The sequence below is a fragment of the Agrobacterium genomosp. 2 str. CFBP 5494 genome (assembly GCF_900013495.1).
Lineage (GTDB): Bacteria > Pseudomonadota > Alphaproteobacteria > Rhizobiales > Rhizobiaceae > Agrobacterium > Agrobacterium pusense.
Genome location: NZ_LT009718.1, coordinates 379,680 through 391,559 on the forward strand (window position 1 = coordinate 379,680; position 11,880 = coordinate 391,559).

7 protein-coding genes, 1 tRNA gene, 2 rRNA genes and 1 riboswitch are annotated in these 11,880 nt (G+C 56.5%); of the genes, 9 read left to right on the forward strand and 1 reads right to left on the reverse strand.

The genetic code is table 11. The annotated features are described in order from the left end of the window. Positions 1-30: 30 nt before the first annotated feature. From AGR2A_RS01710 to recQ, 4 genes are all read left to right on the forward strand, one after another. Positions 31-2,829, forward strand: a 23S ribosomal RNA gene (locus AGR2A_RS01710). 264 nt (positions 2,830-3,093) lie between these two features. After that, positions 3,094-3,208, forward strand: a 5S ribosomal RNA gene (rrf, locus tag AGR2A_RS01715). A 219-nt stretch (positions 3,209-3,427) separates the two neighbouring features. Continuing rightward, positions 3,428-3,504, forward strand: a tRNA-Met gene (locus AGR2A_RS01720). A 402-nt stretch (positions 3,505-3,906) separates the two neighbouring features. Then, positions 3,907-5,715: a DNA helicase RecQ gene (gene recQ, locus AGR2A_RS01725; RefSeq protein WP_080822995.1), complete on the forward strand. Its 1,809-nt coding sequence runs from the start codon at positions 3,907-3,909 to the stop codon at positions 5,713-5,715. A 50-nt stretch (positions 5,716-5,765) separates the two neighbouring features. On the opposite strand, the gene AGR2A_RS01730 is transcribed toward recQ, so the two are convergent. Further along, positions 5,766-6,998, reverse strand: a complete 1,233-nt coding sequence (locus tag AGR2A_RS01730; protein ID WP_004439004.1) for an ROK family transcriptional regulator — start codon at positions 6,996-6,998, stop codon at positions 5,766-5,768. A gap of 264 nt (positions 6,999-7,262) precedes the next feature. Between AGR2A_RS01730 and AGR2A_RS01735 the strand changes: the two genes are divergently transcribed. The 5 genes from AGR2A_RS01735 (at position 7,263) to nrdH (ending at position 11,874) form a co-directional block, all read left to right on the forward strand. Further along, complete coding sequence (locus AGR2A_RS01735; RefSeq protein ID WP_004439006.1) at positions 7,263-8,285, forward strand: sugar ABC transporter substrate-binding protein; 1,023 nt, start codon at positions 7,263-7,265, stop codon at positions 8,283-8,285. 224 nt (positions 8,286-8,509) lie between these two features. Continuing rightward, positions 8,510-9,592 carry an ABC transporter permease gene (locus tag AGR2A_RS01740; protein ID WP_004439008.1) on the forward strand — a complete coding sequence of 361 codons (1,083 nt, stop codon included), beginning with the start codon at positions 8,510-8,512 and terminating at the stop codon, positions 9,590-9,592. Further along, positions 9,592-10,374, forward strand: coding sequence for an ATP-binding cassette domain-containing protein (locus AGR2A_RS01745; RefSeq protein WP_037089587.1), 783 nt, complete (start codon positions 9,592-9,594; stop codon positions 10,372-10,374). Before AGR2A_RS01740 ends, AGR2A_RS01745 begins: the two co-directional genes overlap by 1 nt. Then, positions 10,371-11,000 carry a nucleoside triphosphate hydrolase gene (locus tag AGR2A_RS01750; protein WP_022555336.1) on the forward strand — a complete coding sequence of 210 codons (630 nt, stop codon included), beginning with the start codon at positions 10,371-10,373 and terminating at the stop codon, positions 10,998-11,000. The genes AGR2A_RS01745 and AGR2A_RS01750 overlap by 4 nt, the downstream gene beginning before the upstream one ends. 132 nt (positions 11,001-11,132) lie before the next feature. Then, positions 11,133-11,356, forward strand: a riboswitch (cobalamin riboswitch). A gap of 296 nt (positions 11,357-11,652) precedes the next feature. Continuing rightward, positions 11,653-11,874: a glutaredoxin-like protein NrdH gene (gene nrdH / locus AGR2A_RS01755; RefSeq protein ID WP_004439013.1), complete on the forward strand. Its 222-nt coding sequence runs from the start codon at positions 11,653-11,655 to the stop codon at positions 11,872-11,874. The last annotated feature ends 6 nt before the right edge of the window (positions 11,875-11,880 follow it).

Genomic DNA, 11,880 nt, shown 5'->3' on the forward strand with positions numbered 1-11,880 from the left:
CGGCTATGGATGAGCATAGACAATGAGAACGAAGAAGTGAATTAAGGGCATTTGGTGGATGCCTTGGCATGCACAGGCGAAGAAGGACGTGATACGCTGCGAAAAGCCGTGGGGAGCTGCGAATAAGCTTTGATCCATGGATCTCCGAATGGGGCAACCCACCTTAAATGCTTGGAAAATCCAGTCTGTTTTAACGAACGGCCTGGGTTTCCAAGCATTGTGATAAGGTATCTTACTTTCGAATACATAGGGGTAAGAAGCGAACGCAGGGAACTGAAACATCTAAGTACCTGCAGGAAAGGACATCAACCGAGACTCCGCAAGTAGTGGCGAGCGAACGCGGACCAGGCCAGTGGCAATGATGAATAAAGCGGAACGATTTGGAAAAGTCGGCCATAGAGGGTGATAGCCCCTTACGCGTAGAACAGTCATTGTCCTTGAGTAGGGCGGGACACGTGAAATCCTGTCTGAACATGGGGAGACCACTCTCCAAGCCTAAGTACTCGTGCATGACCGATAGCGAACAAGTACCGTGAGGGAAAGGTGAAAAGCACCCCGACGAGGGGAGTGAAATAGAACCTGAAACCGGATGCCTACAAACAGTCGGAGCCCGCAAGGGTGACGGCGTACCTTTTGTATAATGGGTCAACGACTTAGTGTAACTAGCAAGCTTAAGCCGGTAGGTGTAGGCGCAGCGAAAGCGAGTCTGAATAGGGCGATTGAGTTAGTTGCATTAGACCCGAAACCGAGTGATCTAGCCATGAGCAGGCTGAAGGTTGGGTAACACCAACTGGAGGGCCGAACCCATAACTGTTGCAATAGTTCGGGATGACTTGTGGCTAGGGGTGAAAGGCCAATCAAACTCGGAAATAGCTGGTTCTCCGCGAAATCTATTTAGGTAGAGCGTCGACCGAATACCCTCGGGGGTAGAGCACTGGATGGGCTATGGGGACTCACCGTCTTACTGATCCTAACCAAACTCCGAATACCGAGGAGTACTAGTCGGCAGACACACGGCGGGTGCTAACGTCCGTCGTGAAAAGGGCAACAACCCTGACCTCCAGCTAAGGTCCCCAAGTCATGGCTAAGTGGGAAAGGATGTGAGGATCCCAAAACAACCAGGATGTTGGCTTAGAAGCAGCCATCATTTAAAGAAAGCGTAACAGCTCACTGGTCTAAATAAGGGTCTTTGCGCCGAAAATGTAACGGGGCTAAAGCCATGCACCGAAGCTGAGGATTTGCAGCAATGCAAGTGGTAGCGGAGCGTTCCGTAAGTCTGTGAAGGCGGACCCGTGAGGGCTGCTGGAGATATCGGAAGTGCGAATGTTGACATGAGTAACGATAAAGGGAGTGAGAGACTCCCTCGCCGAAAGACCAAGGGTTCCTGCTTAAAGTTAATCTGAGCAGGGTTAGCCGGCCCCTAAGACGAGGCGGACACGCGTAGTCGATGGGAACCACGTTAATATTCGTGGGCCTGGTGGTAGTGACGGATCTCGTGTGTTGTTCAACCTTATTGGATTGGTTGGGCGGCGAAGAGGTTCCAGGAAATAGCTCCACCGTATAGACCGTACCCGAAACCGACACAGGTGGTCAGGTAGAGTATACCAAGGCGCTTGAGAGAACTATGTTGAAGGAACTCGGCAAATTGCACGCGTAACTTCGGAAGAAGCGTGACCCTTTTGTACGCAAGTATGATGGGGTGGCACAGACCAGGGGGTAGCGACTGTTTATCAAAAACACAGGGCTCTGCGAAGTAGCAATACGACGTATAGGGTCTGACGCCTGCCCGGTGCTGGAAGGTTAAAGGGAGGGGTGCAAGCTCTGAACTGAAGCCCCAGTAAACGGCGGCCGTAACTATAACGGTCCTAAGGTAGCGAAATTCCTTGTCGGGTAAGTTCCGACCTGCACGAATGGCGTAACGACTTCCCCGCTGTCTCCAACATAGACTCAGTGAAATTGAATTCCCCGTGAAGATGCGGGGTTCCTGCGGTCAGACGGAAAGACCCCGTGCACCTTTACTATAGCTTTACACTGGCATTCGCCAAGGCATGTGTAGGATAGGTGGTAGGCTTTGAAGCAGGGACGCCAGTTTCTGTGGAGCCATCCTTGAAATACCACCCTTATCTTCGTGGATGTCTAACCGCGGTCCGTTATCCGGATCCGGGACAGTGTATGGTGGGTAGTTTGACTGGGGCGGTCGCCTCCGAAAGAGTAACGGAGGCGCGCGATGGTTAGCTCAGACCGGTCGGAAATCGGTCGTCGAGTGCAATGGCATAAGCTAGCCTGACTGCGAGACTGACAAGTCGAGCAGAGACGAAAGTCGGTCATAGTGATCCGGTGGTCCCGTGTGGAAGGGCCATCGCTCAACGGATAAAAGGTACGCCGGGGATAACAGGCTGATGACCCCCAAGAGTCCATATCGACGGGGTTGTTTGGCACCTCGATGTCGACTCATCGCATCCTGGGGCTGGAGCAGGTCCCAAGGGTATGGCTGTTCGCCATTTAAAGCGGTACGTGAGTTGGGTTCAGAACGTCGTGAGACAGTTCGGTCCCTATCTGCCGTGGGTGTAGGAATATTGACAGGATCTGTCCCTAGTACGAGAGGACCGGGATGGACGTATCTCTGGTGGATCTGTTGTCCTGCCAAGGGCATAGCAGAGTAGCTATATACGGAATGGATAACCGCTGAAGGCATCTAAGCGGGAAACCAACCTGAAAACGAGTGTTCCCTATCAGAGCCGTGGAAGACGACCACGTTGATAGGACGGGTGTGGAAGCACAGCAATGTGTGAAGCTTACCGTTACTAATAGCTCGATCGACTTCTTCGTTCCCATTGTTCATGCTCATCAAGCGAAGCTTGATGATCTGTTCTGTCTTCACGCTGACGTGGCCTTCGGCCACTACGCTGCAGACGGCGCGCCAAACGATTGGCGACGGACTAGCGTCCTGTATGGGCGCCACGCTCGACCTCGAGCAAGGCAACATACGGATAAGTCACAGAAACGACGTGTAAATTAAATAGAGCCTTGAGCTCTCCAGCTTCTCGAAAACAACGTTCATGTGAAAACATGAACAATGTTGCGTTTTGCCGACCTGGTGGTTATCGCGGGGCGGCTGCACCCGTTCCCATTCCGAACACGGCCGTGAAACGCCCCAGCGCCAATGGTACTTCGTCTCAAGACGCGGGAGAGTAGGTCGCTGCCAGGTCTGCAAAACGCATCAAAATCTTCTCATCACATCCCTCGGCCCAGCCGAAAAAAAAGGGCCGCCAAAAGCGGCCTTTTGCAGTTTAAGACAAAACTTAAGGAAAACGCCAAGTGCGTCCCTTACAGGAGATAAATTGCTCCGCAATTTACTCCGGCAAAGATCCGTCGTCGCTAAAGCAACGACGTAACCGCGACATTCGGCCTTGCCGAATGCGCTGGACGCGGGGTGGAGCAGCCCGGTAGCTCGTCAGGCTCATAACCTGAAGGCCGCAGGTTCAAATCCTGCCCCCGCAACCAAAATTACGATGAAAGCAAACACGAAAGCCCTCTCCCAAAAGAGGGCTTTCTCGCGTTTTGGGCATAGCATAACACTAGCACAAATCCGGCCCCGAGCACCCGCGGCAAGTGGATGCGCCCAAACACAGTCGAACACTCCGAAAACAACCCGGCTTCACAAAGTCCCGGATGCACCCTGGCCCGGAGCCGTGCAATCTGAAGCCATACAGGAAGCCGCTCGTGGCAGGCGTCCCTCCGAGGAGGTCCCGACCGGATGGCTTGTGATGTTGGCGTCCCTCAAGCGGTTTCTGTACGCCAACGCCTGAGACAGCTTCTGTCTTAGCGGCCAATTCCACATTCGGGATTGCCATGGAACCGAAACTGGCGATGATGCGCCATCCTCGAGACACAGAAGAAGAAGCCGTGAACGACGATCCGTTGCAAATCCTCAAGACCGTTTACGGCTATGACAGCTTCCGTGGGCGACAGGCGGAAATCATTCGGCATGTCATGGCTGGAAACAACGCCTTCGTGCTGATGCCGACGGGTGGCGGAAAGTCACTGTGTTACCAGATTCCGGCGCTCGCCCGCAAAGGCATGGGGCTGATCGTCTCGCCGCTGATCGCGTTGATGGTCGATCAGGTGGCGGCGCTTCGGCAGGCCGGCGTGCGGGCCGAGGCACTCAACTCCGACCTTTCGCCAGAAGAGCGGCGTGCGCTCTGGCAGGCCATGCGCTCCGGAAATGTCGATATTCTCTATGCTGCGCCGGAAACCCTTCTCAAACCGGAGGTTCTCGAGGCACTTCAATCCATTGATCTGTCGCTGATCGCTGTCGACGAGGCTCACTGCCTTTCGCAATGGGGGCACGACTTCCGTCCGCCCTATCGCCAACTCGATCTGCTTATCGAGCATTTTCCGAATACGCCGCGCATGGCGCTGACGGCAACAGCAGACGAGCCTACCCGCGCCGAGATCCTCGGCCATCTGGATATCAAAGAGGACGATGCCTTCATCGCGGGTTTCGATCGTCCCAATATCCGCTACGCGATCATGGAAAAGGATAATCCCCGCGCTCAGCTCAGACGTTTTCTGAAAGACCGGGAAGACCAAAGCGGCATCGTTTACTGCCTGTCGAAACGCAAGGTCGAGGAAACGGCCGCCTGGCTGCGCGAAGAAGGACGTGACGCACTGCCTTATCATGCCGGCATGGACAAAGCCGCGCGGGAGGAGAACCAGACCCGTTTCCAGCATGGTGAAGCCGTCATCATCGTCGCGACGGTTGCCTTCGGCATGGGCATCGACAAACCGGACGTACGTTTTGTCGTCCATATCGATCTGCCCGGCAGCATCGAAGCCTATTATCAGGAGACCGGCCGTGCAGGCCGTGATGGTCTCCCGTCCGACGTGCTCATGCTCTACGGTTATGAAGACATTGCGTTGCGTAATCGTTTCATCGAGGAATCGGACGCCGCGGATCAGCGCAAACATATGGAGCGGCAGAAGCTAGACGCGCTGCTCGGTCTTGCGGAGACGGCAAGCTGCCGCAGGCAGATATTGCTTTCCTATTTCGGCGACAGATGCGAGCCATGCGGCAATTGCGATACATGCGCAGAGCCGCCGGATCTGTTCGACGGTGCCATAGCCGCACAAAAACTGCTTTCCTGTATTTACCGCACCGGAGAAAGATTCGGACAGGCCTATGTCATCCGCGTCCTGCTGGGCCTCGAAGACGAAAGGATTTCCCGATTCGGGCATGATCGCATAACCACTTATGGCATCGGTAAGGAGCACGACAATCGCACCTGGCGCGCCATTCTTCGCCAGCTGGTCGCGTTGCGACTGATTGATGTCGATTTGTCCGGACATGGCGGATTGTCCATTTCCGCCGACGGGAGGCAGTTCCTGCGTGAAAAACCGCCGCTGATGCTGAGAATACCATCTGCACCCCGTGCAGCCCGGCAGCAGGCGCCGCGAAACGCCGCATCGGCCGCCCTGCCAGACACTGACCGCGGCCTCTTCGAGGTTCTGCGCGCAAAACGCATGGAAATCGCCCGCGCACAGAACGTTCCGCCTTATGTGATTTTTCACGATAAGACGCTCATCGAGCTTGCCGCCGCAAAACCTGTCTCCGTGAAGGATATGGCGCAAATTCCAGGCGTGGGGGATACCAAACTGGAACGTTACGGTCCGGCCTTTCTTGAGGCGATCATGCAGCATGCCGCCAGCGACTGACCGGCCGACACCCAGAGGAAATCCCGTCAGAAAAAGTCACATGAGCCGGGTCAACCGGTCGTGTCTTTAAACAGAACGTTCTGATCGATGAGGTAACGGGAAAACAAGGGCAGGCTGGCGCCACCGATTGCACGCGCCTGGCTGCCGACGGCGCCTTCGACGATCTCCGGCAGCGTAACGCCCTGAAGATCGTGGCGTTTGAGCGCCTCCCGGGTGGCGGCAACGATCCTTGTCCTGACCCAGTCCGGAAAGCCGCCATCAATGATGACGCTGGAAAAATCGATGATGGATGCTGCGGCGATGACAGCCTGGGCTAGGGCTGCCGCAGTTTTTCCGATCCAGCTTTCCAGCGGCTCGCCAAAATCGATCCATTCGTCGGGCGAGAACCAGAGGGGGCGCGGATCGATGCCCCTTTCGCGCAGCATGTTCTCAAGAACGAAGATGGATGCGATTTTGAGGAGCTGAACGGTATTACCATCCTCCCCCTGGACGGGCAGTGGGCCGATTGCGCCTGCGGTACCGGTTTTTCCGGAAAACAGCGCTGAATTCAGGACAACGCCGCCGCCTATGAAGGAGCCGATAAAGACGTAGAGAAAATCGGTATAGTTTTGGCCCGCGCCAAATACCAGTTCAGCACCGCAGGCGCTGGTTGCGTCATTCTGCAGGAACACCGGGTAGCTGACGTTTTCGGCGATGCCCGCCCGAATATCGACATCCCGCCACCGTTCCATCTCAATCTGCGGCGCCCCGACCTCCTGCGCCCAGTTCCAGAGTTCGAACGGGGCGGCGATACCCACACCGGCTATTTTCTGCCGTTCTGCGGGGGAAAGCTTCGATTCCAGTTCCGCCATACCCTCAATCACGAAGGGCAATATCCATTCCGGCAGCGGATAGGGGTAGGTCCTGCGGAGCTTGAGCCTGATGTGGCCGACAAAATCCATCAACACCAGATCGACGCTGCGCCGGCCGATCTTGACACCGAAGGAGAACACGGCGTCGGGATTGAGGCGCATTGGGGTCGATGGTTGGCCGACCCTGCCGCGCAGCCTTTCGCCGCGAATGAGAAGCCCGTCCTTTTCGAGTGAGCGCATGATAACCGAAACGGTCTGCGCGGAGAGACCACAAAGTCTGGCAATTTCGGCTTTTGACAACCCGCCATGGCGGCGAACGAGGGAGAGCACAAGCCGCTCGTTATAAGCGCGCACACCGATCTGGTTGGCGCCACCGCTCATATCCATGGTAGTGGGCGGCGCTTGCTGCGCCGTCTCGACAGATTGTCTCATAATGTCATCCTCCCGCCTTCCATATCTGCCGCGGCCGATACAGCTGGCTTTATGGCAATCTTGCTATCGCAACGTAAACGTCATTGGCGATATTCCTCCATGCCGGGCCTCAGAATGCCACACAGAATTAATAATTCAATCGGATTTATTTATTGACAGCCGTTTCCTTTGGTGGTTCCATCGGAGCTAACGATCATTGTTCTCGGAGGAGACGAGATCGTCGGGTAGCCGAATAGGTGCTCAAATATCCATTGGGAGGATCTCATGAAGACCACTGTTTCCGCTCTTCTGGGCGCGCTTGCGCTTGGCGTTTCTTTCGCTTCCGCCGCTTCCGCCGCCGACACATCTGTTTGCCTCATCACCAAGACCGACACCAATCCATTCTTCGTCAAGATGAAGGAAGGCGCGACTGCCAAGGCCAAGGAGCTTGGTGTGACGCTGAAATCCTACGCAGGCAAGATCGACGGCGATTCCGAAAGCCAGGTCGCAGCGATCGAGACCTGCATCGCCGATGGCGCCAAAGGTATTCTGATCACAGCATCGGATACCAAAGGCATCGTTCCGGCCGTGCAGAAGGCACGTGATGCGGGGCTTCTGGTCATTGCCCTCGACACGCCTCTGGAGCCTGTCGATGCCGCTGATTCCACCTTTGCCACCGACAATCTTCTGGCTGGCGAGCTGATCGGTAAGTGGGCCGCCGGCACGCTGGGCGACAAGGCCAAGGACGCAAAAATCGCCTTCCTCAACCTCACTCCTTCCCAGCCGACTGTGGATGTTTTGCGCAACCAGGGCTTCATGAAGGGCTTTGGCATTGATGTGAAGGACATCAACAAGATCGGTGACGAGAACGACCCGCGTATCGTGGGCCACGATGTCACCAATGGTAACGAGGAAGGCGGCCGTGCGGCGATGGAGAATCTGCTGCAGAAGGACCCGACCATCAATGTCGTCCACACCATCAACGAACCTGCGGCTGCCGGCGCTTATGAGGCGCTGAAGGCCGTCGGCCGTGAAAAGGACGTGCTGATCGTTTCCGTCGATGGCGGTTGCCCGGGTGTCAAGAACGTCGCGGAGGGCGTTATCGGCGCGACCTCGCAGCAATATCCGCTGTTGATGGCGGCGCTTGGCGTCGAAGCGGTCAAGAAGTTTGCGGACACGGGTGAAAAGCCGAAGCCGACAGCAGGCAAGAACTTTGTCGACACCGGCGTGACGCTGGTAACCGACAAGCCGGTCAAGGGCCTCGACTCGATCGATACGAAGGAAGGTCTCAACAAATGCTGGGGCTGATGCCTCACCGTTGAAACCCGCGGGGGCATTCGTGCCCCCGCCCTTGGGCCAGAATGAATATCAGGCACGATCCGGGGGATCGGACAAAGGAACAAACGAGCGCGTTGCGCGCCCTTCGGGGATGACAAAGGCCGCTTCAACACTTTGAAATCTACGCATCACTCTCTTTGGAGATAGACCTCGGTGTCAGGGCGGATGCGATGGAGCGATCGGGAGGAAAATCCATGAGCGATCAGCCGGTGCGGGCTCAGCCGCATAATGAATTTGAAAAAGTGCTCTCCGGAAGTTCGACGCAGGTCGCCGCTTTCGATACGCACGACAAGAGCGCGCTGGAAAAATTCCAGCACTTTCTCCATTCCAGCCCGGCAGCCGTGCCGCTTATCGTTCTGGTGCTGTCGCTGATTATTTTCGGCCTGCTCCTCGGCGGCAAGTTTTTCTCGGCCTTTTCGCTGACCCTCATCCTGCAGCAGGTCGCGATCGTCGGCATCGTCGGCGCGGCACAGTCGCTGGTCATCCTGACGGCGGGCATCGACCTTTCGGTCGGCGCGATCATGGTTCTGTCCTCGGTCGTCATGGGGCAGTTCACTTTCCGTTACGGTCTGCCAGCGGAGCTCTCCATTCTCTGTGGTCTCGCCGTTGGCGCATTTTGCGGCTTCATAAACGGCGTTCTGGTTTCGCGCATGCGCCTGCCGCCTTTTATCGTCACGCTTGGCATGTGGCAGATCGTGCTCGCGACCAACTTCCTCTATTCCGCAAATGAGACGATCCGGGCTCAGGACATTGCCCAGCAGGCACCGATCCTGCAATTTTTCGGCGCCAATCTTCGTATAGGCAATGCGGTCTTCACCTACGGCGTCATCGCCATGGTTCTGCTTGTTGCTCTGCTCTGGTATGTCCTGAACCGCACCGCCTGGGGCCGCCATCTTTATGCCGTGGGTGACGATCCGGATGCCGCAGAGCTCGCCGGTGTCAACGTCAAACGTATGCTGACCACTGTTTACACCCTGTCAGGCCTCATCTGCGCCTTTGCCGGTTGGGCTCTCATCGGCCGCATCGGGTCGGTTTCGCCGACTGCTGGCCAATTCGCCAATATCGAATCCATCACGGCGGTGGTTATCGGCGGTTTATCACTGTTCGGTGGACGCGGCTCCATCATGGGCATGATCTTCGGCGCCCTGATCGTCGGCGTCTTTTCGCTCGGCCTCAGGCTTATCGGGACAGACCCGCAATGGACCTATCTGTTGATCGGCGTCCTCATCATCTTGGCTGTCGCAATCGACCAGTGGATCAGAAAGGTAGCAGGCTGATGACAAAAGAACCCATTCTCACAGCACGCAATCTCGTTAAGCGCTATGGCCGTGTGACGGCCCTGGATCACGCCGATTTCGATCTCTATCCGGGCGAAATCCTGGCCGTGATCGGCGACAACGGCGCCGGAAAATCCTCTCTCATCAAGGCGATTTCAGGCGCGGTTACGCCCGATGAGGGGGAAATCCGGCTGGAGGGCCAGCCTGTGCAGTTCCGTTCGCCGATTGAGGCGCGCAAGGCGGGTATTGAGACCGTCTATCAAAACCTGGCCTTGTCTCCTGCACTTTCCATAGCCGACAATATGTTTCTTGGCCGGGAAATCCGTAAGCCCGGCATACAGGGCAGCCTCTTCCGCGCGCTGGATCGTCCGGCCATGGAAAAATTCGCCCGCGAAAAACTGTCGGAACTCGGCCTGATGACGATCCAGAACATCAATCAGGCGGTGGAAACCCTCTCGGGCGGTCAGCGCCAGGGCGTCGCGGTGGCACGTGCAGCCGCCTTCGGTTCCAAGGTCGTGATCCTCGACGAACCGACTGCCGCGCTTGGGGTCAAGGAAAGCCGCCGTGTCCTGGAACTTATTCTCGACGTGCGTTCCCGCGGCCTGCCGATCGTTCTGATTTCGCATAACATGCCGCATGTTTTCGAGGTTGCCGACCGCATCCATATCCATCGGCTTGGCAAGCGCCTGTGCGTCATCAACCCGAAGGACTATTCCATGTCGGATGCCGTCGCCTTCATGACCGGTGCCAAGGAAGCACCGAGGGAAACGCTCGCCGCATGACGCTGAAGCTTGAGACGATCGTCGAAGAGGTTCTTCAGCGGGCAGAAGGCCACTCCCGTTTCATCGTCGCGATTGCCGGTCCCCCTGGGGCCGGCAAATCCACGTTGGCGGATGCTCTTTGCGACGCCTTGCGCGCACGAGGCGAAACGGCCGCCATTCTGCCCATGGACGGCTTCCATATGGACAATGGCATCCTCGAAGAGCGAGGACTGCTGCCAAGGAAGGGTGCGCCGGAAACATTCGATGTTCGTGGCTTCCTCGATATCGTCTCCGCCGTCCGCAAGGGCGGGCAGGAGGTACTTGTCCCGGTGTTTGATCGCTCCCGTGAAATCGCCATTGCGTCTGCCCGTGCGATTGCTCCGGAAACACGCTTCATCCTCGCCGAGGGCAATTATCTGCTGCTGAACGAAGCGCCCTGGACAAACCTTTCCGGAAGCTTTGATCTCACTATCTTCGTGGGTCCGTCCGTCGCGGTGCTGGAAGAGAGGCTGCGAAACAGATGGCTGGGTTATGGTCTCGATGCAGCTCAGATCCACGCCAAGCTTTTCGCAAACGATCTTCCCAACGGGAAAAGGGTGATCGAAAACGCCCGTCCCGCCGATATCCACATCGATATCTGGGAATAGATTAAGATCTTCATCTCCCGCGCGGTGTGTCCGGCCCGCCGTTAAGTCATTGTTGACCATGTGTTGAATCTTTTTGATCCACAGGGCGGGGCTTTTGTGTGTCTATTTATTGACGAGAAAATTTCCTCATATACTATATGTGGTGTTCGAGGTTCTTCCGATTCGCAAGGATTGGGAGCTAAGACGGGAATTCGGTGCGTGACGCCATCGTGGTGAAGCAAGGCCGAAACTGCCCCCGCAACTGTAAGCGGCGAGCATCGTTCCGATTTGAGTCACTGGAGCTGAGCGCTCCGGGAAGGCCGGAATAGATGTTGTGACCCGCAAGTCAGGAGACCTGCCTTGAGCGCAAACGTCCACGGGCGGGGTGTCCGGAGGAAGGTGTAGACGCAGATGATTTGCGTGCGCCCTTTTCTGCCCCCTCCAGAACAAGCTTCGGGGTGAAGTCATGCCAGTGCATATTTTTGAGTTGCTACGCTCATCTGCGTAGGGAGTGATTTTCTGCGGCTTTCAGCAGTTCCAGGAGAACCAGTCGGATTTCCCGAGAAAACTCCGAGAGAGCACGCCCCACCTGAATGACAAAACCACCGCCGCCCGATTGCGATTGCAATCGGCAACGCTTTGCCGCGTCCAAAATCGCTTCGAAAGGGAAATTATGACCATCACCGTTTATAGCAAACCCGCCTGCGTCCAGTGCACCGCCACCTATCGCGCGCTCGACCGCATAGGCGTTCCCTATGAGATCGTCGATATTTCCGAAGATGCTGACGCTCTCGATCATGTCCGTGGTCTCGGTTACATGCAGGTTCCGGTGGTGGTTGCCGGTGAACGCCATTGGGCGGGGTTCCGGCCGGACATGATCGGCTCGATCGGCTGAGGCGGC

What these genes read in the sequence shown, in the direction of transcription:
- AGR2A_RS01730 (WP_004439004.1), bottom strand. Translation starts at nt 6,998, where the DNA reads ATGAGACAATCTGTCGAGACGGCGCAGCAAGCGCCGCCCACTACCATG.
- AGR2A_RS01735 (WP_004439006.1), top strand. Translation starts at nt 7,263, where the DNA reads ATGAAGACCACTGTTTCCGCTCTTCTGGGCGCGCTTGCGCTTGGCGTT.
- AGR2A_RS01740 (WP_004439008.1), top strand. Translation starts at nt 8,510, where the DNA reads ATGAGCGATCAGCCGGTGCGGGCTCAGCCGCATAATGAATTTGAAAAA.
- AGR2A_RS01745 (WP_037089587.1), top strand. Translation starts at nt 9,592, where the DNA reads ATGACAAAAGAACCCATTCTCACAGCACGCAATCTCGTTAAGCGCTAT.
- AGR2A_RS01750 (WP_022555336.1), top strand. Translation starts at nt 10,371, where the DNA reads ATGACGCTGAAGCTTGAGACGATCGTCGAAGAGGTTCTTCAGCGGGCA.
- nrdH (WP_004439013.1), top strand. Translation starts at nt 11,653, where the DNA reads ATGACCATCACCGTTTATAGCAAACCCGCCTGCGTCCAGTGCACCGCC.